Source organism: Bradyrhizobium forestalis (assembly GCF_002795245.1).
GTDB classification, from domain to species: Bacteria; Pseudomonadota; Alphaproteobacteria; order Rhizobiales; family Xanthobacteraceae; genus Bradyrhizobium; species Bradyrhizobium forestalis.
Genome location: NZ_PGVG01000008.1, coordinates 83,163 through 108,555, shown reverse-complemented (window position 1 = coordinate 108,555; position 25,393 = coordinate 83,163). Strand labels below are relative to the sequence as shown.

General features: G+C 64.9%; 23 protein-coding genes. 8 read left to right on the top strand and 15 right to left on the bottom strand.

Annotated features, from left to right (window positions below; translation table 11 throughout):
• Positions 1-3 precede the first annotated feature (3 nt).
• From CVM73_RS12355 to CVM73_RS12345, 3 genes are read right to left on the bottom strand one after another with little or no spacing between them, the layout of a single operon-like run.
• Positions 4-762, bottom strand: a complete 759-nt coding sequence (locus tag CVM73_RS12355) for an ABC transporter ATP-binding protein (RefSeq protein ID WP_100232259.1) — start codon at positions 760-762, stop codon at positions 4-6.
• Positions 759-1,910, bottom strand: a complete 1,152-nt coding sequence (locus tag CVM73_RS12350; RefSeq protein WP_100232258.1) for a branched-chain amino acid ABC transporter permease — start codon at positions 1,908-1,910, stop codon at positions 759-761. Before CVM73_RS12350 ends, CVM73_RS12355 begins: the two co-directional genes overlap by 4 nt.
• A gap of 5 nt (positions 1,911-1,915) precedes the next feature.
• Positions 1,916-2,791, bottom strand: coding sequence for a branched-chain amino acid ABC transporter permease (locus CVM73_RS12345; protein WP_100232257.1), 876 nt, complete (start codon positions 2,789-2,791; stop codon positions 1,916-1,918).
• A gap of 274 nt (positions 2,792-3,065) precedes the next feature.
• Here CVM73_RS12345 and CVM73_RS12340 point away from each other — a divergent pair, with 274 nt between their 5' ends.
• Together CVM73_RS12340 and CVM73_RS12335 are read left to right on the top strand one after the other, a co-directional pair.
• Entirely contained in the window at positions 3,066-3,815 is a 750-nt protein-coding gene (locus tag CVM73_RS12340; protein WP_167406801.1) for an ABC transporter ATP-binding protein, read from the top strand.
• Positions 3,812-5,338 (top strand): permease, encoded by a 1,527-nt coding sequence (locus CVM73_RS12335; RefSeq protein WP_100232255.1) that lies wholly within the window; start codon positions 3,812-3,814, stop codon positions 5,336-5,338. Before CVM73_RS12340 ends, CVM73_RS12335 begins: the two co-directional genes overlap by 4 nt.
• Before the next feature lie 43 nt (positions 5,339-5,381).
• Here CVM73_RS12335 and CVM73_RS12330 read toward each other — a convergent pair whose 3' ends face one another.
• Positions 5,382-6,647 (bottom strand): acyltransferase family protein, encoded by a 1,266-nt coding sequence (locus tag CVM73_RS12330; RefSeq protein WP_146006591.1) that lies wholly within the window; start codon positions 6,645-6,647, stop codon positions 5,382-5,384.
• A gap of 50 nt (positions 6,648-6,697) precedes the next feature.
• Here CVM73_RS12330 and CVM73_RS12325 point away from each other — a divergent pair, with 50 nt between their 5' ends.
• Both CVM73_RS12325 and CVM73_RS12320 read left to right on the top strand, forming a co-directional pair.
• Positions 6,698-7,507 carry an MBL fold metallo-hydrolase gene (locus tag CVM73_RS12325; RefSeq protein WP_100232253.1) on the top strand — a complete coding sequence of 270 codons (810 nt, stop codon included), beginning with the start codon at positions 6,698-6,700 and terminating at the stop codon, positions 7,505-7,507.
• A 65-nt stretch (positions 7,508-7,572) separates the two neighbouring features.
• A complete protein-coding gene (locus tag CVM73_RS12320; RefSeq protein WP_167406800.1) occupies positions 7,573-8,094 on the top strand; it encodes a hypothetical protein in 522 nt (173 codons plus the stop codon).
• A gap of 107 nt (positions 8,095-8,201) precedes the next feature.
• Here the strand turns inward: CVM73_RS12320 and CVM73_RS12315 are convergent, their stop codons facing one another.
• Entirely contained in the window at positions 8,202-8,657 is a 456-nt protein-coding gene (locus CVM73_RS12315; RefSeq protein WP_027575442.1) for a cupin domain-containing protein, read from the bottom strand.
• 234 nt (positions 8,658-8,891) lie between these two features.
• Between CVM73_RS12315 and CVM73_RS12310 the strand changes: the two genes are divergently transcribed.
• Positions 8,892-9,446, top strand: coding sequence for a hypothetical protein (locus CVM73_RS12310; protein WP_100232251.1), 555 nt, complete (start codon positions 8,892-8,894; stop codon positions 9,444-9,446).
• Between the two features lie 164 nt (positions 9,447-9,610).
• Here CVM73_RS12310 and CVM73_RS12305 read toward each other — a convergent pair whose 3' ends face one another.
• Both CVM73_RS12305 and pcaB read right to left on the bottom strand, forming a co-directional pair.
• Positions 9,611-10,867 (bottom strand): aminopeptidase, encoded by a 1,257-nt coding sequence (locus tag CVM73_RS12305; RefSeq protein ID WP_100232250.1) that lies wholly within the window; start codon positions 10,865-10,867, stop codon positions 9,611-9,613.
• A 113-nt stretch (positions 10,868-10,980) separates the two neighbouring features.
• The gene (pcaB, locus tag CVM73_RS12300) at positions 10,981-12,342 is read right to left on the bottom strand and encodes a 3-carboxy-cis,cis-muconate cycloisomerase (RefSeq protein WP_100232249.1); all 1,362 of its coding nucleotides are present in this window, start codon (positions 12,340-12,342) and stop codon (positions 10,981-10,983) included.
• Between the two features lie 393 nt (positions 12,343-12,735).
• On the opposite strand from pcaB, the gene CVM73_RS12295 reads away from it, so the two are divergent.
• Together CVM73_RS12295 and CVM73_RS12290 are read left to right on the top strand one after the other, a co-directional pair.
• A complete protein-coding gene (locus CVM73_RS12295) occupies positions 12,736-14,292 on the top strand; it encodes a winged helix-turn-helix domain-containing tetratricopeptide repeat protein (protein WP_100232248.1) in 1,557 nt (518 codons plus the stop codon).
• Positions 14,293-14,633: 341 nt separating this feature from the next.
• Positions 14,634-16,214 carry a GMC family oxidoreductase gene (locus tag CVM73_RS12290; RefSeq protein ID WP_100232247.1) on the top strand — a complete coding sequence of 527 codons (1,581 nt, stop codon included), beginning with the start codon at positions 14,634-14,636 and terminating at the stop codon, positions 16,212-16,214.
• A gap of 1 nt (position 16,215) precedes the next feature.
• On the opposite strand, the gene CVM73_RS12285 is transcribed toward CVM73_RS12290, so the two are convergent.
• From CVM73_RS12285 to CVM73_RS12270, 4 genes are all read right to left on the bottom strand, one after another.
• Positions 16,216-16,881: a hypothetical protein gene (locus CVM73_RS12285; RefSeq protein ID WP_100232246.1), complete on the bottom strand. Its 666-nt coding sequence runs from the start codon at positions 16,879-16,881 to the stop codon at positions 16,216-16,218.
• 89 nt (positions 16,882-16,970) lie between these two features.
• Positions 16,971-17,684 carry a hypothetical protein gene (locus tag CVM73_RS12280; protein ID WP_167406799.1) on the bottom strand — a complete coding sequence of 238 codons (714 nt, stop codon included), beginning with the start codon at positions 17,682-17,684 and terminating at the stop codon, positions 16,971-16,973.
• A gap of 132 nt (positions 17,685-17,816) precedes the next feature.
• A complete protein-coding gene (locus CVM73_RS12275; RefSeq protein WP_100232245.1) occupies positions 17,817-18,065 on the bottom strand; it encodes a hypothetical protein in 249 nt (82 codons plus the stop codon).
• Positions 18,066-18,163: 98 nt separating this feature from the next.
• Positions 18,164-19,147 carry an NAD(P)H-dependent flavin oxidoreductase gene (locus CVM73_RS12270; protein WP_167406798.1) on the bottom strand — a complete coding sequence of 328 codons (984 nt, stop codon included), beginning with the start codon at positions 19,145-19,147 and terminating at the stop codon, positions 18,164-18,166.
• A 108-nt stretch (positions 19,148-19,255) separates the two neighbouring features.
• Between CVM73_RS12270 and CVM73_RS12265 the strand changes: the two genes are divergently transcribed.
• Positions 19,256-20,818: an AMP-binding protein gene (locus tag CVM73_RS12265; RefSeq protein WP_100232244.1), complete on the top strand. Its 1,563-nt coding sequence runs from the start codon at positions 19,256-19,258 to the stop codon at positions 20,816-20,818.
• Positions 20,819-21,263: 445 nt separating this feature from the next.
• Here the strand turns inward: CVM73_RS12265 and CVM73_RS12260 are convergent, their stop codons facing one another.
• The 4 genes from CVM73_RS12260 to CVM73_RS12245 all read right to left on the bottom strand — a co-directional run bounded on the left by CVM73_RS12260 (position 21,264) and on the right by CVM73_RS12245 (position 25,387).
• Positions 21,264-22,037 carry a thioesterase family protein gene (locus tag CVM73_RS12260; protein ID WP_100232243.1) on the bottom strand — a complete coding sequence of 258 codons (774 nt, stop codon included), beginning with the start codon at positions 22,035-22,037 and terminating at the stop codon, positions 21,264-21,266.
• A gap of 146 nt (positions 22,038-22,183) precedes the next feature.
• Positions 22,184-23,152 carry an NAD(P)H-dependent flavin oxidoreductase gene (locus tag CVM73_RS12255; protein ID WP_100232242.1) on the bottom strand — a complete coding sequence of 323 codons (969 nt, stop codon included), beginning with the start codon at positions 23,150-23,152 and terminating at the stop codon, positions 22,184-22,186.
• A 261-nt stretch (positions 23,153-23,413) separates the two neighbouring features.
• The gene (locus tag CVM73_RS12250) at positions 23,414-24,814 is read right to left on the bottom strand and encodes an aspartate ammonia-lyase (protein ID WP_100232241.1); all 1,401 of its coding nucleotides are present in this window, start codon (positions 24,812-24,814) and stop codon (positions 23,414-23,416) included.
• A 36-nt stretch (positions 24,815-24,850) separates the two neighbouring features.
• Entirely contained in the window at positions 24,851-25,387 is a 537-nt protein-coding gene (locus CVM73_RS12245; RefSeq protein WP_100232240.1) for a hypothetical protein, read from the bottom strand.
• Positions 25,388-25,393 lie beyond the last annotated feature (6 nt).

Here is a 25,393-nt window from a genome sequence, read left to right as displayed (position 1 = left end):
TCCTCAGGCTCCCAGATATGCTGCGACGACGTCGGGGTGCTGCTGCACCTCGGCGGGCGAACCCATGGCGAGCACCCTTCCGTAGTTCAGCGCAATCACGCGATCGGAGACGCGGTTGACCAGCGACATGTCGTGCTCGACCATCAATACGGTGACGCCGAGCTCGCTCCGCATGTCGCGGATCCAGAACGACATGTCGTCGGTCTCCTCGACATTGAGGCCGGAGGACGGCTCGTCGAGCAGGATCAGCTTCGGCTCCGAGCACAGGGCGCGCGCCAGCTCGATCACCTTGCGGACGCCGTAGGGCAGGCCCGAGATCAGCTTGTCGCGGTAGGGCTCGAGGTCGAGGAATTCGATGACCTGCTCGACCCTGCGGCGATGCACCTTCTCGTTGGCCCGCACGCTCGGCAGGAACAGCAGCTCCTGCCAAAGCTGCGTCGTCGAATGCCGGTGGCGGCCGACCAGCAAATTGGAAAGCACGGTCGCATTCTCGAACAGCTCGATGTTCTGGAAGGTGCGGGCGATGCCGAGCTTGGCGATGTCGTAGGGCGGCTCTTCGGTGATGTCCTGGTCCTCGAAGAAGATCCGGCCCGAGGTCGGCCGGTAGATCCGCGAGATCAGATTGAAGATCGAGCTCTTGCCGGCGCCGTTGGGCCCGATGATCGAGAGGATCTCGCCCTTCTCGACCGCGAACGAGACTGCATCGACGGCCTTGAGGCCGCCGAAGTGCAGCGACAGGTTCTCGGCGCGAAAATAGCTCATCGGTTGCGCTCCGACTTCACGTAGATCTTCTGCCGCTTGAAGGTGGCACGCTTGTAGAGCGGGAACAGCTGGAAGAAGAGTTTTATCTTGAGCCAGCGGCCGTAGAGCCCGAGCGGCTCGAACAGGACGAACAGCACGATGATGATGCCGTAGATCGCGCCCTTCAAACCATTGAGCGAGGCGAAGGCCGCGACGTTCGATTGGATGTTTCCCGCGGTGGCCGGGCTGGCGCCGAACGTCGCGGCGATCCCGGCGATGATGCCGGGCATGTCGTCCTTGAGATAGGTCAGGAACGGATCGATCATCACGATGAAGATCGCGCCCAGAACCGCGCCGTGCAGGCTGAAGGTGCCGCCGATCAGGATCACGATGATGAACTCGATCGAGAGCTGGAGCGTGAACATCTCCGGCGAGATGAAGGAGAGCTTGTGCGCGAACAGGACGCCGGCAAAGCCGGTGATCGCGGCCGAGATCGCGAACGACTTCACCTTGTAGAGCGCAACGTTGACGCCCATGCTGCGCGCCGCCGTCTCGGAGTCGCGGATCGCGACGAAGGCGCGGCCTGTCGGCGAACGCAGCAGATTGAGCGTGCCGACGATGGTCAGCACCAGCACGGCAAGGCAGAGGTAATAGAAGGTCGGGCTGTCGCGCGGCACAGCGACGCCGAGCAGCGACAGCGTCTTGACCCGCATGCCCTCGTTGCCGTTGGTGACGCTCTCCCAGCGCGCCAGGATCTCCTCGACGATCAGGGCAAAGGAGATGGTGGCGATCACGAGGTAGATGCCGGTCAGGCGCAGCGCGGGAAAGCCGACCATCGCGCCGATGATGCCGGTCAACAGCCCGGCGGCGAGGAAGTAGACCGGGAACGGCACGTTATATTTCTGCAAGTAAGCCGCGGTGTAGGCCCCGATGGCGAGGAACGCGGCGTGCCCGAGCGAGGCCTGGCCGGTAAACCCGGTCAAGATCAGGAGCGCCACGCCGACGATCGCATAGATGCAGACGAAAACGAGCTGGCTCATCAAATAGCTGGAGAGCACATAGGGCGCGATCAGCAGCAGCGCGAGCAGGATGCCGTAGGAGACGACGTAGCCCGAATGCGGGAACAGCTTGATGTCGTCCTCGTAGTCGGTCTTGAACAGGAAGCGCATGGTGTTCAGACCTTCTTGCGGACGTGAAGGCCGAACAGGCCTTCGGGCTTCAAGAGCAGCACGGTCAGCAGCACGACATAGGGCGCGACGTCCTTCCAGCCCTCGGGCAGGTAAAAGCCGGCCATGCTCTCGATCACGCCGATCAGGACGCCGCCGACCACGGCGCCCGGGATCGAGCCGAAGCCGCCGAGCACGGCGGCGGGAAACGCCTTCAGGCCGAGCACGAGGCCGACATTGGAGTGGATGAAGGTGATCGGCGCCAGCAGCACGCCGGCGCAGGTCGCGACCGCCGCGCTGATCGCCCAGACGACCGACACCACGCGTTTGACAGGAATGCCCATATAGTAGGCCGCCAGCATGTTCTCGGAGCTGGCGCGCATCGCAGTGCCGAGCATGGTCTTGTTGAAGAACAGCCAGAGCAGCGTGCACAGGATCATCGTCGCCGCGATCACCGAGAGCTTGTCGTAGGCGAGCACCAGCGAGCCCATGCGCAGCACGCCCTGGCTGAACGGCGTCTCGATCTTCAGGTCGTCGGTGCCCCAGATCATGCCGGCGATCGAACGCAGGAAATAGCCCAGCCCGATCGTCGCCATGATGATCGAGAACTGCGGGTAACCGAGGATCGGCCGCACCACCACGCGCTCCGCCAGCATGCCGAACAGCGCCATCGCGGCCACCGCACCGGCAAAGCCGATCCAGTAATTCAGGCCCATCATGCCGATGAAGGTGAAAGCGAAGAAGCCGCCCAGCATCATCAAATCGCCCTGGGCGAAGTTGACGACCTCGGTGGCCTTGTAGACGAGCACGAAGCCGAGCGCGATCAGGCCGTAAACGCAGCCGAGCGCAACACCGCTGACCAGCTGCTGAACGAAATCCAGCATCGCCGCGCATCCTCCCGATGCAACCGGCGGTTCTTTTGGCCGCCTTGCCGCATCTTGTGTCCAGTCGCTACGCAGTCGTTTCGCTGCGTTAGCGCCATTTGTCCGGAATCAATTCAGCCTGAACGCCCGCGCGCTGTCAACAAACGGTGACTTGTCGGGGTGCCTTGCCTTTAGTCCAATCCGGATGACGGAATTTGCGGCAGTGCGATTCACGGTGCCGAAACATCTTGGGGGCATGGTCTCGGGTGATGCAGAACCGGATGGTGTGGCCGTCATGAAGCCGGACAACTCGGCCCTGGAAGTCCGAGGGTTAACGAAGCGTTTTGACCGTCCGGCGGTCGACAGCCTCGATCTCACCATTCACGCCGGCGAATTCTACGCGCTGGTCGGCCCCAACGGCGCCGGCAAGACCACGACTTTGCGCATGGTTGCGGGCCTGCTCAGGCCCGATGCGGGCGCCGTCTCGATCTTCGGCATCGATGCGCTGGCGGACCCCGTCGCCGCCAAGCAGGTGATGGCCTGGGTCTCCGACGAGCCCATGATCTACGACAAGCTGACGCCGCTCGAATATCTCGAATTCGTCGCCGGGCTCTGGGGCATCGCCCCGTCGGCCTCGGAACCGGTCGCGCAAGAGCTGCTCGGCTCGCTCGGGCTCGAGGCGCACCGACACGAGCGCTGCGAGGGCTTTTCCAAGGGCATGCGCCAGAAGGTCGCTCTCGCAGGGGCGCTGGTGCACGACCCCCGCCTCATCATCCTCGATGAGCCGCTGACGGGGCTCGATGCCGTCTCCGCCCGCCACGTGAAGGGCCTGCTCAGCGCGCGCGTCCGCGCCGGCTGCACCGTCATCATGACCACGCATATTCTCGAGGTCGCCGAGCGCATGGCCGACCGCATCGGCGTGATCGCCTCTGGCCGCCTGGTCGCGGAGGGCACGCTTACCGAGCTGCGCCAGCAGAATGGCCATGCCGACACCAGCCTGGAAGATCTCTTCATTGCGCTGGTGACGCTTCAGGCCGCGGCATGAGCTCGGCAACCGCGCTCTCCTGGTTTGCCCGCCACGAGCTGCGGCTCGCCTGGCGCGAATGGTTCGCCATGATGACGGGCGGCCGGCGCAAGCGTACACGCGCTGCGGTGATCGGCCTCTTCTGCTTCGCCGCGCTGCTGCACCTGCCGGCCTGGGCGGTGATCGGCCGTTTCGCCGACCTGCAGCTGCCGCTCGACAAATCCCCGCTGATCATGATTTCGGCGACGATCTTTCTCGCCTGGACCTTGATGCTGTCGCAGGCGATCGAATCGGTGACGCGGGTATTCTACGCTCGCGCCGATCTCGACCTGATCATGTCCTCGCCGGCGAGGCTGGCCAATTTGTTCTCGGTCCGCATTGCCGCGATCGCGCTGACCGTCACCGTGCTCGCGCTGCTGTTCTCGACGCCCTTCATCGACGTTCTGGTGATCGGCGGTGGCGCGCGCTGGCTCGCCGCCTTCGGCGTCGTCATTGCGATGGGCCTGTCGGCCGCGGCGATCGCCATCGCCGTCACCATTCTCCTATTCCGGCTGATCGGCCCGGCGCGAACCCGCCTGATCGCCCAGATCCTCGCCGCGATCATCGGCGCGGGCTTCGTGATCGCGCTTCAGGTCGCCGCGATCATGTCCTACGGCACGCTGTCGCGCTTCACCATCCTGACCTCGGGAAGCCTTGCCGCCTACGCGCCTGATGTCGACAGCATCTGGTGGTGGCCGGCGCGGGCGACCATGGGCGACACCGAGGCACTGCTGCTGCTTCTTGCGCTCGCTCTGGTGCTGCTCGGCAGCGTCATGGCGATCTTCTCGCACCGCTTCGCCGACACCGCGATCGATGCGGCGGCGTACGGCACATCCGGCCGCGTCCGCGCCACGGAGCGCCCGTTCCGCGGCGGATCGCGCCAGCAGGCGCTGCGGCGCAAAGAATTCATGCTGCTGTGGCGCGATCCCTGGCTGATCTCGCAGACATTGATGCAGCTGCTCTATCTGGTGCCGCCGGCGCTTCTGCTCTGGCGCAACTTTGCCGACAACTCGGCGGCGCTGACGCTGATCACGCCTGTCATCGTGATGGCGGCCGGACAGCTTGCCGGCGGGCTCGCCTGGCTGACGATCTCGGGGGAGGATGCTCCCGATCTCGTCGCCACCGCGCCGCTGACACCGTCGAGCGTCATCCGTGCCAAGATCGAGGTGGTGCTGATCGCGATCGCCGCCATCTTCTGCCCGCTGGTCGGAGCGCTCGCCTTCGCCTCGCCGTTCCAGGCCGCGGTGAGTGCCGGAGCGATCGTCGTCAGCGCGGCCTCGGCGACTGCGATCCAGCTCTGGTTCCGGGTGCAGGCAAGGCGCAGCCAATTCCGCCGCCGCCAGACGTCTTCGCGGCTTGCAACCTTTGCCGAAGCCTTCTCCTCGATCGGCTGGGCCGCCAGCGCCGCGTTGTTGCTCACTTTGCCGATCGCCGGCCTGATCAGCGGCCTGATCACCGCTGGCCTCGTCGCCGTCACCTGGAAGTTCAGCCCAAGGCGCGACTAGAATGCGGGAATAACGGGCATCAGTCGCCCGCAAGGCCGCCGCGTCAGGTGTCGAAGGCCGGTTGTGCGCTGCGTACTGCGGCGGCCTTGCGCCGATCCGCCAGGCGCCTGACCCAGTTGCGCCCGGGCTCTTCCACGAAGCGATAGGTTGCAACCGACAGCAGCACGGTCAACAGCAGCATCGCAATCTGCAGGAGATCGCCGAGCCAGAGCGATCCATTCATGGAGACCACTTTCGTCGGTTCATGACCCGGGCTCAGCGCATAGGAGACAAACAGCTCCATATGCGCGAGACGTTCGACGACCATGAGGATCGCCCGCACAACGGCTCTGACGAACGGGTGCAGCATGTAGATCGAATAAGTCAGCGTGCCGATCATGAGCATGAACGGCACCGTCAGCCAGCGGCTGACCCCACCAGCCTCACGCGCGAACACGAGAACGACAAGCGTGAAGACCAGCGGCGAGGCCACCTGCAGGATGACGTTGCTACCGGCGACCGAAACATAGAACACGACGAGCATGAGGCTCGCCGCCTCGAGCCATGTTTCGCCTGATGGCGCCTGGCGTGCGCGCAACACCGGGAAGCGCTCTCGCAAGTCGAAGCAGACAACGCCAAGCGCAAAGCCATAGAGGCAACGCACGAGGCATAGTCGTAGGTCGCATTCATCCCATCGGGGCTGATGGTGGCGAGCACGGCCGGTCCGGCCATGATCGGGAGCAGCCAGGGCCAGATCGCCGACCCGATCCGGCTTACGACGACGGCGAAGATCACATAGGCGGAGAACTCGGTACTGATGCTCCAACTCGCGAAAATTCAGCCAGTTCTGCGGATTGACGCCGAGCCCCTGCAGCATAAGGACGTTTGTGACGATTGCCTGAAGAAGGTTCGGACCGATGCCGTCCTTCGCAGCGTCAATGGGAATGAACAGGAGCAACGTCACGAGATGCAGCGGATAGATCCGCCCAAGCCGCAGGGCGAGGAAGCGGCCCGTGCCGAAGCCCTCAGCGAGACGCGAACGATAATTCGAAGCAATGACAAAGCCGCTCAGCACGAAGAAGAAATCGACGAACAGATAGGCATGCCTGGTGAGCGGCAGGAAGGACAGATGGCTGATCACGTCGAAGTGAAACAGCGCGACCATGCAGGCGCAAATGCCGCGCCAACTGTCGAGCGCACGATATCGGGAGATGTTCTCAGCCGAGGCCATCGAAAAACGGGTAGGCGAGGCCACCCGCTGAAACAGGCCAAGGTTGACTCTATCCTTAATGCAGCGAGCGGTCGCGGCATCGGCATGACGCCGGAACAATTCGAAGCTACATTGACCGGATCGTCGACTGAATGGCGGACGGACCAGTGATGTCTCGACTATTGCTGACGGCTTTGGCGTTCCTCGGCTGGCTGGCACCTGCCCTCGCCCAGCAGCCACAGCGCAGCGAATGCCTGGCGATGGCCGATGCGGCGCCGCGGGCCGTGCCGGTCGTCTTCAGGCAGGCGGCGGCTGCCGCGGAGGTCGAGATCACCTATGCCGGCCATTCCACCTATTTCATCGACACGCCCGCCGGCTTGCGCATCGCGACCGACTATAGCGGTGCATACCAGGTGGGGCGACTGCCCGATGTCGTCACCATGAACCGGGCGCATAGCACGCACTATTCCTTATATCCCGACAAACGAATTCCCCATGTGCTGCATGGCTGGGGCGAGGACGGCAAGCCGGCGATCGTGTCGGAGCGCATCAGCGACACTTTCATCCGCAACGTCACGACCGACATCCGCCGTTATTTCGGCGACGATGTCGGCACCGACATGATCCGCGACGGCAATTCCATCTTCATCTTCGAGGCGGCCGGCCTCTGCATCGGCCATCTCGGCCACCTTCACCACAAGCTGGACGACAGCCATTTTGCCCAGATCGGGCGGCTGGACATCGTGATGGTGCCGATCGACGGCACCTATACCATGTCACTGGACGGCATCTCCGAGATCACCAAACGGCTGCGCGCCTCGGTGGTGCTGCCGATGCACCGCTTCGCCACCCCGCTCGACGACTTCATGCGCCGGATCGGCCAGCAGTTCGAGATCGACCGGCGCATCGAGCGCTCGTTCCGGATGTCGCGGGATACGCTGCCGACCAAGCCGACGGTGATCATCCTCGACGGGGTCTAGAGCGCAATTTTTTCCAAGCCGGCGATCGGCCGGTCATGCTGATTTCCCTGCAACAGGAGAGCGACATGACCGACTTTGCGCGACTATTGCACGCGGACGGACCCAACCCCGAGCACGCCGCCGCGCTCCAGCTTTACGGCCGCTTCGTCGGCGACTGGGACGCCGAGATCACCGCTCATGGACCGGACGGAACGAAACACACCGCGCCAGGCGAAATCCATTTCGGCTGGGTGCTGGAAGGGCGCGCCGTGCAGGACGTCTGGATCATTCCCCGGCCGGCGGGCAGCGCGGCCTTTCCGATCGCCGGCAATTGGTATGGCACGACACTCCGCGTCTACGATCCGGCCATGGATGCGTGGCGGATTTCCTGGTTCGATCCGGGCCGCCGCGTGTTCCGGCAGCAGATCGGCCGTCCGCGTGGCGACGACATCGTGCAGGAAGGCACGACCGAATCCGGCGAGCTGACGCGCTGGAGCTTTACCGGGATCACGGACGACTCCTTCCATTGGCTTGGCGAAGCCAAGTCGGTAGCAGCGCAAGATTGGCAGCTGATGGTGGAGGTCAGGGCGCGACGGCGCAGGCCATGAACATCGTCAGGCCATAATATGGAAACGAAAAGAGGGGCCAGGATGTCGATCCCGCCCCCTCTTCGTCGTGGCCGCTGGGAAGCGTCCTTGAAACCCTATTGTCCGCTTTAGCCGGCACCCATCAGCGAGGCCGGACGGCGCTCGCCGGTCAAGGCGAACATCTTCTTCAGCTTGTTGACGACGCGGATCAGGAATCCAATCATCACCGGATTGGTCTTGCGGCAGAAGGCGATCTTCTTGACGTGGCCTTCGACATGCCATTTGGCATGCGCGCCGTCGCGGAAGAAGATGACGTCGCCGGGGCCATAGCGCTTCGGCGGCATGCCTTCGCTTTCGAGCACGATCGATCCTTCCATGATCATGATCGTCTCGTCGATGTCGTAGTACCAGTTGAAGCGCCCTTCGGTGCAGTGCCAGATGATGGTCTGGGCGGTGCCGTCGGCGCTGGTCGACAAGACGCGGGAGCGCGATACCGGATTGCCCTCGATGATCCAGGATGGCTCGATCGGCCGCAGCTCGAGATCCACATTACAACTACCGATTTCAATCAATGCGCGCGACATCTGCTTCCCCAGAAGATATAATATGAATGGCCGGGTCTCGGCCCGGATTGCTTCGAAAGAAGTTGGGACGCTAGTAGCCGGTTTTTAATTCTTTCTTACGCAGAGCTCGACAATCAGCCCCTAGTTGCAGGTGCGAAACGGTTAACGTCACGATTTTCCTGCGAATCCGTACACATGAACCGATCTTTCCCGGGGTGCGACAAAGTGCGCGAAGTATTGGAAGGAGCCGCACCGATGCCCCTCACGCCCGAGGTTCTGACAGCCAACAGCGGGGTCGTCGCCCGGCTCCGCAGTCTCGATGTCTTCTTCGCGCCGGACGAGGAGCCCTGGTTCACCATCGACGGCATCGAAAGCCCACGGCACATCGGCAGTGACGGCTCCGGCAGCGCGTTCGTGCTGCTGCCATCGCAGAATGTGCTCTACGTCTCGTCGGAAGGCCGCGCGGGCATCATCGCGGAGAGCTTCGAGGCCTTCATCCAGCTCGTCGTCACCCGTCCCTACTGGCTCGACATCCTCAAATTCTCGGCGGGCGGCGACCTTGCCGAAATGCGGCGCGCGGCGGATGCGCTGGAGGCGACGCTCGACGACGAGGATGAGGTCAATGCAGCTCGCGAAGACATCCGCGGCGCGCTCGAGCTGCCGGAGACGGATGATCCCATCGGCGCGCTCTACGAGGCGGTGGCTGCTTCCGACGCCATCGTGCGGGCTACCGATGGCAGCCCGTTCACGACGCTGTTCAACCGCTTCAGCATCGACAACAACCCGATGCTGCGCAACGCGGCCGCGTGAGGGTAGCGAGACTGTCGCGATGACGTTCACCTCTCCCCGGCGGGGAGAGGTCGGATTGCGCAGCAATCCGGGTGAGGGGCCGCGACGATCAGCGAGAGCGTAACCCCTCACCCGGATCGCATCTGCGATGCGATCCGACCTCTCCCTACGGGAGAGGTGAAGCGCTACTTCGCCCATTCGCCCTTGCGGAACACGGGCACCTTGCTGCCGTCGGCCAAAATACCGTCGATGTCGGTCTCGGCCGAGCCGATCATCCAGTCGATATGGATCAGGCTCTGGTTACCGCCTTGCGCCGCGATCTGCTGCGGCGTGAGCTGGGCGCCGTTGACGAAGCATTTCGAATAGCACTGGCCGAGCGCGATGTGAGACGCTGCGTTCTCGTCGAACAGCGTGTTGTAGAACAACAGGCCGCTCTGCGAGATCGGCGAGGAATGCGGCACCAGCGCCACCTCGCCGAGGCGCCGGGCGCCCTCATCGGTGTCGAGCACCTTGTTCAGCACCTCGGCGCCGCGCGAGGCCTTGGCGTCGACGATCTTGCCGTCCTCGAAGCGCACCGCGATGTTGTCGATCAGCGTGCCCTGATAGGACAGCGGCTTCGAGCTCACCACATGGCCGTAGACGCGGCGGCAATGCGGGGTGGTGAAGACCTCTTCGGTCGGAATATTGGCGTTGCAGCTGATGCCGTTCTTGGACAGCGAGGCTCCGCCTTCCCATTCGTGGCCGTCGGCAAGGCCGATGGTGAGGTCGGTGCCCGGACCCGAGTATTGCAGCGCGCGAAAGCGCTGGCCGTTGAGCCAGTTGGTGCGCTCGCGCAACACCGCATTGTGGCTCGCCCAATTGCCCATCGCGTCCTCGCGATCGACGCGGGACGCGGCGAAAATCGCATCCGCGAGCTTGCCGACCGCGACGTCCTCGGGATCATCAGGGAACACCAGCTTCGCCCAGGACGGGCTCGGATAGGCGATGATGTTCCAGTTGGTGTCGAAATTGACGATCTTCTCCAGCGCGGGCTGATAGGCCATCGAATTCGCCTTGCTGGCGCGGGCCACCTTGGACGGGTCCTCGCCCGACAGCAACATCGGGTTGTCGCCGACGATGGCGAGCCGTGCGGTGTTGTCCGAAAACGCCTTGGCCATGCCCTCGTAGAGCCAGCCGGCGGCACGATCGAAACTGTTGTCGTGGCCGTGGCGGTAGCGTGCCAGCGTCATCTCCTCGTCCGACAGGATCGGCGTCACGAGGCCCGCGCCGGCTTTATAGGCATGCACGGCGATCCGCCGCACCAGCGGCAGCGCGATCGCGGGCGCGGTCAAAAGCAGGTCCTGTCCCGGCCGCAAGCCCAGGCCCACCTTCACCGCCACCTCGGCCAGCCGGTCGAGCTTCGCGGGATCGATGGGAGTGGAAGTATTGCGTTGATCAGTCATGCCGGGCCCTCTGCCGAAAGTCTCTCGCTCAATCTAAGTCTAGCATCGCAAGACACAAGTGTGCGAGCGTCTTGCGACGCGCGAAAGATACGCAGTTTCACGCATTTTGGTTTTCAACGCGTTGCCGATTTCAGCACCCGGTCGACCATGGCCGGTGCAAGGCCGAGGTAATTTTTCGGTGAGGTGAGCGCCTCGATTGTGGCGCGATCGATGCGGCTCGATATCCGTGAATCCAAGGACAGCGCATCAGCAAGGCTCATTCCCTTCTCGTTGGCCTGACGGCAGGCGTCATAGACGACGTCATGCGCCTCCTGCCGGCCGATCTGCGGCGCGAGCCCCATCATGACCGCTTCGGCCACAATCAGGCCGCGGCTGATGGCGAGATTGTCGTTCATCTTCGCCTCGTCCACGATGAGGCCTGCGAGCGCGAACTTCGCCTGGCGTAGCGCGCCGGCGGTCAGCACGAAGCTTTCGGGGATCGCCATCCATTCGGCGTGCCAGGGACCGGTGGCGCGCTCGAAATCCTGCACCATGGCGTCGAGCATCAGGCCGGCGTGCTGGCGTACCGCCTTGGACGCCGCAAGCATCAGTTCCGATGAAATCGGGTTGCGCTTCTGCGGCATGGTCGAGGAGGCGCCGCGTCCCTTGACGAAGGGCTCGTAGACCTCGGCGAATTCCGTCGAGGCCATGATCATGATGTCGAGCGCGATCTTGCCGAGCGAGCCGGTGACGAGGGCGAGAAAATTCACGCCTTCCGCAAAGCCGTCGCGCGCGACGTGCCAGGTCGAGGCGGGGACGCCGAGCTTCAGTTCAGTGCAGAGCGCCTCCTGCACCTCGAACCCCTTGTCGCCAAGCGAGGCCAGCGTGCCGGCAGCGCCGGCAAACTGGCCGACCAGCACGCGCGGCTTCAGCTGCGCCAACCGCTCGGCGTGGCGATCGAACATCGCGAGCCAGATCGCGGTCTTGTAGCCGAAGGTCACCGGCAGCGCCTGCTGGAGATGGGTTCGGCCCGCCATCGCCGTGTCACGATGGCGCTTCGACAGATCAGCCAGGATCTTGCGCAGCTCGACGATGTCGCGCTCGACGATCTCGAGCGCGGCGCGCAGTTGCAGCACCACGGCGGTGTCCATGACGTCCTGCGTGGTGGCACCCCAATGCACGTAGCGGCCGGCCTCGCCGCATTGCTTCACCATCTGATGCACCAAAGGGAGGATCGGATAGCCGACGACATCGGTCTCCTGCCTGAGCAGATCGAAATCGAGCGCGGCAACGTCGGTCCGCGCGGCGATCGCCGCAGCGGCGTCCTGCGGGATCACGCCGCATGCCGCCTCCGCCTTGGCCAGCGCCACCTCGACCTCGGCATAGCGGGCGACCGTCGCGACATCGGAGAACACCTCGCGCATCTCGGGCGTGCCGAAGGCATCGCGAAACAGCATGGAGTCGAGCACGGTGGTGGCGGCGGAAAAAGCAGGCATGGGCGTTTCTTCGTGGCTAGCGTTTTGTGTGGCGCTAGCTTACGCAGCCGGCCCAATTCGGCAAAGGGCATTCACCGTTCGCCACATCTATCGCGCGGCGACATTATGACGGCACGTCCCCCTGTTGCTCCGTCATTCTGAGGCGCGAGGCGAGCGATGCGGAGCAGCGCACGAGGAGCCTCGAAGGATGACGGTGCCGGGCGAAGCAGATCTCGGCGGTCCCCGGCCGCAACATTCCAGTCGCGGTTGTATTCCCCTCCGAAAACGGCATGGCTGCCATCACGCGATCGCGATGAACCAAGCGTCCCCTTCGGCAGACACACGATTTTCGACCCAAATTTCATTTTGTCATTTTGCTTGCCCCGATTTCGTAATGAGGCCTGAGTTTCCGACGTGCAGTTTTTGTTCCAGGACCACCTTCTCGATACCGACCGGCGCGAGCTGAGCCGCGAGCAGGTTCCCATTGCCGTGGAGCCGCAGGTTTTCGATCTCGTCGTCCACCTCATGCAGAACCGCAACCGGGTGGTCAGCAAGGACGAGCTGATCGACAAGATCTGGCGCGGGCGCAGTGTCTCCGAGTCCACCCTGACCAGCCGGATCAACGCAGCGCGCAAGGCGATCGGCGACAATGGCGCGAACCAGGCACTGATCCGCACCATTGCCCGTAAGGGTTTTCGCTTCGTCGGCGACGTCCAGACACAGCACGGCGCGGTTCCACCGGAGCCGGTCCGCATCGTCCAGCCTCAGGCAGTCTTCGCGCTGCCCGAGCGGCCCGCGATCGCCGTGCTGCCCTTCACCAATATGAGCGGCGAGGCCGAGCAGGATTATTTCTCCGACGGCATCAGCGAGGACATCATCACCGCGCTGTCGAAGCTGCGCTGGTTCTTCGTCGTCGCGCGCAACTCCTCCTTCGTCTACAAGGGCCGCGCCGTCCACATCCACGAGGTCGCGCGGGAGCTCGGGGTGCGCTACGTGGTCGAAGGCAGCGTGCGGCGAAGCGGCGGGCGGGTGCGCATCTCGGCCCAGCTCAACGACGTTTCGACCGGCAGCCATCTCTGGGCCGAACGCTACGACCGGGAGCTCGCCGACATCTTCGCCGTGCAGGACGAGATCACCGAAGCGATCGTCGCCGCCGTCGAGCCGCAGCTCTATGCCGCCGAAAGCTTCCGGGCCCAGCAGAAGCCGCCGGGCAGCCTGGATGCATGGGACCTCGTGATGCGCGCGCTGTCGCATTATTGGCGCATCACCCGCGAGGACAATGCCGCCGCGCAAAAGCTGCTGGAAGAAGCCGTCGCGGTCGATCCCGCCTATGGCAAGGCGCTGGGCCTGCTCGCGGCCAGCCATATGTTCGGCGCGCATATGGGCTGGGCCGACATGGCCGCGACCGTGCCGGTCGCCGAACGTGCGGCGCTCGCGGCCGTGGAGGCCGATCGCGAGGATGCCTGGGCTCATCACGGCCTTGCTTACACCTATCTGTTCCGCCGCCGCTTCGACGACGCGCTGGCCGAATTCGAACTGGCCTTGAGGCTCAATCCGAATTTCGCGATGGCGCATGCCTTCCACGGCGTGACGCTGTGCTATGCCGGACGATGGCAGGATGGCGATGCCGCCGCCCGCCGGGCACTGCGGCTGAGCCCGCGCGACCCGCTCGCGGCGATCTATTGCGGAGTTGCGGCCTACGCCCGGTTCGTCGGCCGCGACTACGAAGGCGCCGTGCAGATGGCACGGGAATCGATGCGCCAGCGCGGAGATTTCGTCGGCGCGCACCGCGTGCTGACGGCCGCCGCCGGCATGCTCGGCGATCCGGCACTCGCGGCGTCCGCCCTGGACGGCCTGCGCCGCGCCCAGCCAGAGGTCTCGCTTGCCTGGATCACGCGCGAGCTGCCGATGCTGCGGGAAGAGGATCGTGCGCATTATCTCGAAGGCCTGCGTCGCGCAGGCATGAGGTAAAGCGCGACGCTGACAGCGCCCCTTCCCCCTTGTCACGCAGGGCTATCGCATATGACTCGTGGCGGCAGCCTGCGCGCACGCCTCGTCCTTCGAGACGGCGCTGACGCGCCTCCTCGGGATGAGGCTAATCGGCTTCAGTACCCGTTGAAACTGCTGCCGCACACTCCGCCCTCATCCTGAGGAGCCCGCCTAAAGCGGGCGTCTCGAAGGATGGCAGCAGAGAAAAGCTCTCAAATGCGATAGCCCTGCCTTGTCACGGGAGAGGAATTGCAGTGCGCCAATCCGCAGAGCACGAATCTTGCAAGCGCTCCGCGACGTGAATGTTCGCGGAGCGCTCTTCAATGTACGACACCATCATCGTGGGCGCCGGCTCGGCCGGCTGTGTGTTGGCCAACCGGTTGTCGGTCGATCCAAATCGCAAGATTCTGGTGCTGGAGGCCGGTCGCGCAGCCCCGCCCGCCTCGGACATTCCGTCCGACTGGCCGACGATGTTCAATACGGCGGCCGACTGGGGCTACTACACCGAGCCGCAAGCAGGCTGCCGGGGACGGCGCATCTTCTGGCCGCGCGGCAAGATGGTCGGCGGCTCCGGCGCGATGAATGCGATGATTTATATCCGCGGCCTGCCGTCGGATTACGACGGATGGGCGCGGGCGGGCTGCGCGGGCTGGGCCTGGAGCGACGTGCTGCCGAAATTCATCGCCTTCGAAAACAATACGCGCTTCGCCGACGATCCCTTCCACGGCACCAGCGGGCCGCTGCACGTCGCCGACGTGCCCTTCGTCGATCCCAACGAATTGAAGTGGCTTGAGGCAGCCCAGGCCGCGGGGCTTCCGCACAACCCCGATTTCAACGGTGCCACCCAGGAAGGCGCCGGCTTCTTCCAGTTCGTCATCAGGAACGGCGAGCGCTTCGGCACCGGCAAGGCCTATCTGCGCCCGGCGCTGGCGCGTCCCAATCTCGTCCTGAAGACCGGCGTACGCGTCACTCGCATCATCATCGAGCGCGGCCGCGCGATCGGCGTCGCATATCTCGACAATGGGCAACTGAAGAGCGCCTTCGCCACCAGCGAGATCGTGCTCGCCTCCGGCGCCATCGGCTCGGCACAACAACTGCTGCTGTCAGGCGTCGGCCCGGCCGACGAACTGAAGGCGGTCGGCGTCGACGTCCTGCATGACCTGCCCGGCGTCGGCAAGGATCTGCAGGACCACATCAACATTCCCATCACCTTCTACACGAAGGAGAGGATCGGCGTCGGCGCCTGGACCGACGAAAGTCTCGCGGCGAGCCTTGCAGAGTGGCAGGCGCATCGCAGCGGTCCGCGCACCTCGCCCTGGGTCGCCGCCGGCGCCCATGTGCGCAGCCGCCCCGATGTCGAGCCCGATCTCCAGCTCTATGGCGCGATCAGCCCCCACCGCGACTATGTCCGCTTCCTGTCGTCGAGGCCGGGCATCACCCTGCATGCGACCTTGCAGCGGCCGAACAGCCGCGGCCGGATCACGCTGCGCTCGGCCGACCCGATCGAAGATCCCGCGATCGACCCCGGCTATTTCGCGTCGGACCCGAGCGGCAGCGACATCGCGACCATGGTCGAAGGCGTACGCATCAACCGTCGCATCGCCGCGCAATCACCGCTCAAGGAGATGATCGTAAGCGAGGTCACGCCGAGCGCGGAAGCGATCAGCGATGCCGAGATCGCCGACTATATCCGCGGCCATTGCACGACGCTCTATCATGCCGCATCGACTTGCCGGATGGGCACGGACGACCTGGCCGTCGTCGATCCCAAGCGATTGCAGGTGCGCGGCATCGACGGTCTGCGCGTCGCCGACGCCTCGGTGATCCCGATCATGATCTCAGGCAATATCCAGGCGCCGACGATCTTGATTGCCGAATGCGCAGCTGCGGCGATCCTCGGTTAGGCTAATCGTCGTCAGGCCCGAACAGCCTGATCTGGGGGAAGCCGCCGCGCGGCCGGGCCGCGTAATCGCGCGCATCGGAATCTTCGCGGATGTTGCGCGCGACATCGTCCCAATCGGTGCGGTCGCGCATGCCGCGCGGCTCGCGCGACTCGTAATAATGGCGGCGCTCGTACCAGCGCTCGCGACGCTCGGCTCGGCGCCGTTCGGACGCGGCGCGCTTCACGTCGGAATCCCGCGCCTTGGCATAGGCGTTGTCGGGAGAGGAAGGCTCAGTCGAAGCCTGCTGCTCGACGGGTTTCGCAGCGCGCGGAGGCGATGCCGGTGCCGGCTTGGGTGGCTCGACTGCAGCGGCTTGCGAAGGCTGCGGCGCCGGCGGCTCAACATTCGCCTGCGTGGTTTGCGTATCAGGCTTTGCGGCTTCGGGCTTTGCCTCGGCCTGCGCGGGCGCAGCGATCATCGCGCCAAAGGCCTGCGAGCCGGAGAGATAGCTCACGCGCTCAGGCGGCGCGTTCGCCTCCGTGCGCTGCGCCACCTTGCCGGTGTCCGGGCCCTGCTTGGGCGCGATCGGATTCATGATGTTGCCGGCAACGATACCGCCGCCGAGACCAATGGCGATGGCTACGATGATGGTTCCGGCACCGACAAAATAGGCTGTCGAGGCGCGCATTCATCCACTCCCTCTTTTGGAGCGGGCAACGCGTGGGGATTGCCAGATGTTCCTGCTGGCTGCGGCTCCTCAAAGAGGAACCGCGCGCATCAGATCTGCTGCGCGACCTTCTCGAGCCCGATGAGGCGGGCGAGCTTGCGCACTTCTTCCTTCTGGTCGTCACGGAGCTGGAACAACAGCGGCATCGCGGCCGACTTCAACTGCTGCACCTCGTCGCAATTCGGATCGATCTGCGCACTGGGCGGCGCGTTCGGATTCGACAGCTTGTTCGCCTGGATCTTGCGGGCGACGTTGCGGAGCGCGGTCTCGACCGAGGGCCAGTAATATTCCTGCGACGACGAAAGTTTCAGGCGATCCCTGATGCCCGCGATCTGCACGTCGGACAGCAGCGAATAGGACTTCTGCGGCTGCGGCTTGGCGACGACCTTCGGCTTGGCCGGAATTTCGACGGCTGGGACCTCGGTCGTGGCGGGCGCCTCGTGCGCGCTTGCTTTCGGCATGGGGAAATCGGAGGGCGTGGCGGCGGCGAAGGCCTGGCGCAGCGGCTCGGTCAGGACGGGCGCCTGCGCAAGCTTGTCGGCGGCGACCTGGACCGGCTCGATCGCGGCCGAGGCCAGCGCGAGCGTCGGAACCAGAGGGTCGGGCTTGGCGGCGCGGGTGGTTGCGAGCGGCTCGGGCGGGGGCGTCTGGGCAATCATCGCGGCGCTGACGCTGGGCACGCTGTCGCGGCCGAGAATGGCAGTGGTGGCGGCGCCGAGGACGAGGAAACAGGTCAGCGCGACGATGGTGATGGCTTTGGACAAACGTCCCTCCGCGTCCGACTTCAAGTCCACGTGATCACTGCCCGGAAACTGGGCGAGAATTAAGGCTTAACCGTGCCATTGCAGCGGCAATCGCGCGGACTGTGGCGACATCGCCGGGAAAGCCCAAGGAAATCAGGCAGCTGCCGCAAGATCATAGGCGTCCTGGATGTCGGCCACGATCTCCGAGGCCTCCCAGACCGCGCGCGGCTCGACCGACTGCAGCGTCACCGTCCAATTGCCGCCGCGGCGGGTCCGGGGGACGCTGACGATGTCGAAACGGACGTTGCGGCACAGCGGGTGGCGGGCCAGGGCATGGGCGACGCGAACGCGGATCTCGTCCAGCGTCGCAGCTGTCTTGCCGTCGAGATAATTGAAGTCCATCGCCTGTCCCTCTCGGTCCTGATTGGCGGCCGTGAAGGGGATTCTTGGCGGGCGATGGTTAATCTGCCGTTAAATGAGGGATAGGGAGCATTGCGGGATTAACCGTGACGGATGCGATTGCGCCCACCTGCCTCGCGGTATTCCGCGATCGTCCGCGCGACCAGATCATCGACCGCGAGCACGTCGGTCACCCCCGATGCCGAGTGGCCGGCGCTCCAGATGTCGCGCCAGCGCTTTGGCCGGTTCTCGCGCGCGGCGACGTCGATATCCTCTGCGATGTCGATCGCGCCGCGCGCCGGCAGGTCGTCGGGATCGAGACCCGCAGCGATGATCGACGGCCTCAGCATGCTGGTCTGCAAGCCCGTGAAGGCGGTGGTGAGCAGGATGTCGTCGGCGCTGCTCTCGACCAGCATCCGCTTGTAACGGTCATCCGCCATGCTCTCGCGCGTGGCGATGAACTTCGTGCCCATATAGGCGAGATCGCAGCCGAGCACTTCGGCAGCATGCAGCGCCCGGCCATCGCTGATGCCACCCGCCAGCACGATGATGCCGTCATAGAATGCGCGCACCGCGCGGACGAAGGCAAACGGATTGAGCCAGCCGGTCTGTCCGCCCGCGCCCGCCGTGAGCAGCACCAGCCCGTCTGCCCCCGCTTCCACGGCACGCTCGGCGTGGCGGATCGAGGCGACGTCCGCAAACACCAGTGCGCCGGCGTCGTGCAGCGGCTTCAACACTGGCGCCGGCGAGCCGACGGAGGTGATGACGAGCTCCGGCTTGTGCCGCAGCAGCACGGCGAGATCCTGCTCCAGCCGCGCATTGGAACGGTGCACGATCAGGTTGGGGCACAGCGGCGCTGCCCTGCGGCCGGCCTGTTGTTCGTGCTGCAGCAGCCGCGCTTCGATCTCACTGAGCCACGTATCGAGCTGTTCCGCACCACGGCAATTCGCGGTGGGAAAGCTGCCGATCACACCGCTCCGACAGGCCGCGACCATGAGCTCGACGCCCGATACCAGAAACATCGGCGCCGCGATCAGCGGCAGAGCGAGACGATCGCGGAAGCGTTGCAGTCGATCCGATGGCATGCATGCCTCCCTCTCGCGGGCTTTGTCGTTTCCTCCCGCAGTCTCTGTGCTAGCGTCGTCAGCAACATTGGCACGCCAGAAGCCGGTGACAAAGCAACGAGGAAACACATGTCTGATCCGCTCCACGCAACATCCCCGGCTTGTGCGCAGACGCTACGGGCGTTGTCGCGCTATCCCGACCGCACCGCTTTCGCCTGGCCTGAGGGATCGCTGAGCTATCGGGGCACCATCGACCTGATCGGACGGATCCAGGGCGTGTTCATGCGGCTTGGATTACAGCCCGGCGCGCGCGTCGCCTTCCTCACCGCGAACCGCGCCGATACCTGGTGCGCCGGCGTCGCCGCGCAACTGGCGCGGCTCTGCATCACCTGGCTGCATCCACTGGGATCGCTGGAAGACCAGCTGTTTCAGCTCGAGGATTCCGAGGCCGAGATGCTGGTGGTCGATGCCGCCGCCTTTCGCGACCGCGGCGGCGAGCTCGCTGCGAGGGCGTCCCGGCTGAAGGCGGTTTTCACCGCGGGCCCCGCCGGCTACGGCGTCGATCTGCTGGCCGCGATCGCACATGCGGGACATGCAAGCCCGCTGTGCCTCGCCGGCCCCGACGATCTCGCCACACTGAACTACACCGGCGGCACCACCGGCAAATCCAAGGGCGCGCTGCGCTACCATCGCGAGAACAGCGGGGCCGCCGGCGCGATCCTCGCCGACTTCGAGATTCCCGAGGCTGCGCGTTATCTCACGGTCGCACCGATCAGTCATGTCGCGGGCACAAAGGTGCTGCCGACCCTGATGCGCGGCGGCACCGTGCACATGCTGAAGGGTTTCGATCCCGAGGCGGTGCTGACGACGATCGCACGCGAGCGCATCAACTTCACGCTGTTCGTGCCGACCATGATCTACGTGCTGCTCGATCAGCCCGCGCTCGGCAAGACCGACCTCTCGTCGCTCGAGCTCGTGCTCTATGGCGCCTCCGCGATGTCGCCGAGCCGGCTGCTCGAGGGTATCGAACGCATCGGGCCGGTGTTCTCGCAGCTCTACGGCCAGACCGAATGCTATCCCGTCTCGGTGCTGCGTAAGGCCGATCACGATCCCAGAAACCCGGAGCTGTTTTTGTCCTGCGGCTTCCCGATCGCGGCGTGCGAGGTCAGGATCCTCGACGACGACGACCAGGACGTGAAGACGGGCGAGGCCGGCGAAATCTGCGTGCGCGCGCCGCATGCGATGGCGGAATACTGGAAGCAGCCGGACATCACCGCCGAGACGCTGAAGAGCGGCTGGGTCCACACCGGCGACATCGCGCGCAAGGACGAGCGCGGCTACATGTTCATCCTCGACCGCAAGAAGGACATGATCGTCTCCGGCGGCTTCAACATCTTCCCGCGCGAGGTCGAGGACGTGCTGTCGCAGCATGCCGGCGTCGCGATGGTCGCCGTCGTCGGCATCCCCGACGAGAAATGGGGCGAAGCCGTTACCGCCATCGTCGTCCCGCGTGACGGCGCAAGGCCCGATCCAGACGAGCTGATCAATCTCGTGAAGACGCGAAAAGGCCCGGCGCATGCGCCGAAACAGATCCAGTTCGTCAAGCAGCTGCCGATGACCGGCGTCGGCAAGGTCGACAAGAAGGTGCTGCGGGCGGGCTTCTGGAGCGGGCGGGACCGGATGGTGGGGTAAAACCCCCGGGATTTTACGGTGTCGTTGTGGCCCCGGCACCACAGCGCGCGGCGGAGTGCGCGCCGGCGATCCCCACCCGATTGCCGGCGAATCAGGGAATCACCTAGACCGCTGACGGGGCTGGGAAGCGGAGTAAGACATGAGAGTCGCTTCCCTGGAAAGTGCAGTCGCCGCGGTTACGTTGATCACGGCTATCATCGTGGTGCTGTGGGAGATCAAGATCTTCTACGGAATGTGAACTGGCAGGATGCCAAGCATCCCTTCCGCGGCGGCGGAAGCCTGCCGTTCAAGCGCGCAATGCGCGACATAGTTCTCACACAGCAGGTGTCATCGCCCGGCTTGACAGGGCGATCCAATGCTCCGAGACGGCGGTGATTGAGCCGATGGGCTGCGGCGTACTGATGCCCCGCCTCCGCGGGTCAAGACACCGGGAATGAGGCGGCCCTCACCGCTTCTCGATCACCAGGCTCTGCACTGCGCGGCCGAAATAGCCCTGCCTGTCCGCCAGCCGTGACATCGCAAGGCCCGCGCCATCGGGGCCGATCCAGGAATCGCCGTCGAGCAGGATCCAGTCGCCGACCGGCTGGCGCGCAAAGCTCACGGTGAGGTCGGCGTTGATGTAGGTCCAGGCGCGGAAGTCGAGCGTCGAGGCGGTGCCGTTGGAGAAGTCGGCGGCGACCACGGCGCGCATCGCCTGCGAGACGGCCTCGCCTTCGATCAGCGGACGGTCGACGCGAAACCAGATCGCGCCGGCACCGGCCTGGCCGAAGCGGCCGCGCGCGGCACGCATCGAGACCGATCGCACGAACGGGCTGGTGGCGGCATGACCGTCCTCGGCAAGCGAGTCCTCCGGAGACGGCAGAGTGACCGGCAGCTCCTCGACGTCGTCGGGCAGGCTCAGCGCCTGGCGCCTGATCTTGAGCACGGTGGCGCCGACCACCTGCACGCCATCGGCGAGCAGCTTGATCTCGCAGAGCTGGATCTTGCGGCCCTCGCGCAGGACCTCGGTCGCAATCGTGAGCGGCGCGACCGGAACCGGGCGCATCAGATCGATCGTGACCCGCGCGATGTCCATCGCAACTGGCGTCGGAATGCGTTCGGCCGCCCACGTCACCAGCGAAGCCGGTGCCGAGCCGTGCTGCATGCGCCGGTCCCAGGGACCGGCCGCATCCGGACTGGTGACGACGCTGTTGCCGTCGACGCGGTAGATGGGGGACATATTTGTTCGATATCTCGGCTGGCGTTCCCCGGACGCAGCGCAGCGCGTAAGCGATGCGCTGCTGAGCCGGGGTCCATTCGTTGCCACGGGTCCCGGCCCTGCGCAGCAGCGTTACACGCTGCAGCGCGTCCGGGACACGAGAGTGATCACAACGGCGGATCGACCGCTTCGTCGTATTCCTTCTTGAAGCGCGCGATCAGCTCGGCGGCGGGCACGATGCCTTCGATGCTGCCGATGCCCTGGCCCGAGCCCCAGATCTCCTTCCACGCCTTCGGCTTGGCGCGCTCGCCGGAGGCGTCGGTGCCGAAATTCATCTTGGAGGGATCGGACGTCGGCAGATTCTCCGGATCCATGCCGGCGGCGAGGATGGAGGGCTTCAGATAGTTGCCGTGCACGCCGGTGAAGAGATTGGAATAGACGATGTCGTCCGCCGACGATCCCGCGATCATTTCCTTGTACTTCTCGACGGCATTGGCCTCCTTGGTCGCGATGAAGGCCGAACCGATATAGGCGAAGTCGGCACCGAGGATGCGCGCTGCGCGGATCGCCTTGCCGTTGCCAATCGCGCCCGACAGCGCGATCGGGCCGTCGAACCACTTTCGCGTTTCGGCGACGAAAGCCAGCGGCGAGATGGTGCCGGCATGGCCGCCGGCGCCGGCCGCGACCAGGATCAGGCCGTCGGCGCCCTTCTCGATCGCCTTGTGCGCGAATTTCTGGTTGATCACGTCGTGGAAGACGATGCCGCCCCAGCCGTGCACGGCCTGGTTCAGCTCCTCGCGCGCCCCTAACGAGGAGATGATCATCGGCACCTTGTACTTGGCGCAGAGCTGCATGTCGTGGTCGAGCCGGTTGTTCGACTTGTGCACGATCTGGTTGACCGCAAACGGCGCCGACGGCTTGTCGGGATGGGCGCGGTCATAGGCCGCCAGCTCTTCGGTGATCCGCGCCAGCCATTCGTCGAGCAGCTCCGGCGGACGCGCGTTCAGCGCCGGAAACGAGCCGACCACACCCGCCTTGCACTGCGCGATCACGAGATCGGGCACCGAGATGATGAAGAGCGGCGAGCCGATCACGGGGATCGACAGGCGTCCCTTGAACAAGGCAGGCATGGACATTGCGGAACGATCCTCTTCTGGCGGTCAAATTGAAGCTGGGAGCCATACCAACAAGGCAATCTTTCCACTGTCAAGTATTGCGTTTTGGCGCCGTGGCGGATGCGGTTACCGCAATTCCAAGCAGCGGAATTCGTCCTTCCGTCATTCCGGGGCGCGCGAAGCGCGAGCCCGGAATCCATCGGGCGTCAGTACGCGCGGCGAAATGGATTCCGGGTTCGACGCTGCGCGTCGCCCCGGAATGACGCGAGGAGAGACCAGCGCCTACCCGATCAAATCCGGATTGATCAGCCGCTCGAACGAGAACATCTCGTCCCACTTCTCCTGCGTCAGCAGTTTCCGCTCGACCACGACGATCTGGTGCAGCGACTTGCCGCTCTTGTAGCCCTCGCGCGCGATCTCGGCGCATTGCTTGTAGCCGAGCAGCGGCTTCAGCACCGTGACGATGCCGAGCGAGTTCAGCACCATGTTGCGGGTGTGCTCCTCGTTGGCGGTGATGCCGACGACGCAATTCTCGCGCAGGCTGTTGACCGCACGCTCCATGGTGCGGATCGAGAAGAACAGCGCGAACGAGATCACCGGCTCCATCACGTTGAGCTGGAGCTGGCCCGCTGAGGCCGCCAGCGTCACCGTGGTGTCGAGGCCGATGACCAGGAAGCTGGTCTGGTTGACCACTTCGGGAATGACCGGATTGACCTTGCCGGGCATGATCGAGGAGCCCGGCTGAAGCTGGGGCAGGTTGATCTCGTTGAGGCCGGCGCGCGGGCCGGAGGCGAGCAGACGGATATCGTTGCAGATTTTCGTCAGCTTGCTCGCCGTGCGCTTCAGGACGCCGGACAATTGCACATAGGCGCCGGTGTCCGAGGTCGCCTCGACGAGGTCGCTGGCGAGAATGAACTCGACGCCGGTCAGCGCACTGAGGTGCCGGACCGCGAGCTTGGGATAGCCGACCGCGGCCGTGACGGAAGTGCCGATCGCGGTGGCACCGAGATTGATCTCGCGCAGCAGCGCACGGGCCTCGGAGATGCGCTCGACCTCCTCGCCGATCGTGGTTCCCCATCCCCGGAACTCGGCCCCCAGCGACATCGGCACCGCGTCCTGCAGATGCGTGCGGCCCATCTTCAGCACGCGGTCGAACTCGCGGCCCTTGGCGAAGAAGGCCTCCTGGAGCTGGCGCAGCGCCGTCATGTAGCTCTCGAGCCGCAGGATCAGCGCCAGCCGAAAGGCGGTCGGATAGGTGTCGTTGGTCGACTGCCCGTAATTGACATGATCGTTGGGACTGACGTGCTGGTAGTCGCCCTTGGCAAAGCCGAGCGCTTCCAGCGCGAGGTTGGCGATCACCTCGTTGGCGTTCATGTTGGTGGAGGTGCCGGCGCCGCCCTGGATGAAGTCGGTGACGAACTGATCCATCATGTCGCCGGCGATGACGCGGTCGCAGCCGATGATGATGGCATCCGCGACCTTGGCGTCGATCACGCCGAGATCGCGATTGGCCATGGCAGCAGCCTTCTTGACGTAGCCAAGCGCCTTCACGAAGTAAGGCTCCTGGCTCATCGGAATGCCGGTGATGTGGAAGTTCTCCTTACCCCGGATGGTCTGGACGCCGTAGTAGATGTCGTCGGCGATCTCACGCTGTCCGAGGAAGTCCTGCTCCGTCCGGCTCATGGGCGCTCCTTGTTGCTCGCGCGCTAGGCCATCACGTCAATTCTGGCACAACGCGCTGGTCACGAAAGTATCGGTGCGGCAGTCGTCCGGTTTGCGTTGCCTGCCCGGGATGAGAACCTTGGCCGAGCATTTCTCGGCGGAGTCGGCGTTGAGGCTCTTGCCTTCCTTGTAACCCTTGCCCTGGCAGAGCTGGTCGGCGGCCTGCTTGCAGTCGGGCGCGCCGTTCGACGAGACCGGGCAGACCACGCGCCCCGACACCATGGTCGAGGGCTTGGCCAGCCGCGACAGGTCGTTCATGGTCTCGCCGGGGCTCTTGATCGGCGGCAGGATCGAGGGCAGCTTGTCGAACAGCTTGCTCATTTCGTTGATCAGTCCGGGATTTTCCTCGCCCGCCGGCGGCGCCGACGGAGCGGGTGTCGACGGCGGCGCGGTCTGCGCCCTCTGCTCCTGGAGACCGAGCGACGGCGGGGCGGATTGCGTCCATACGGGCCCGCCGCCACCGAGCACAAGCAGCAGCGCTGCCGATATCAGCGTCCCGAGACGCACGGCCGGATTGCCGGATCGAACCATCATGACGGC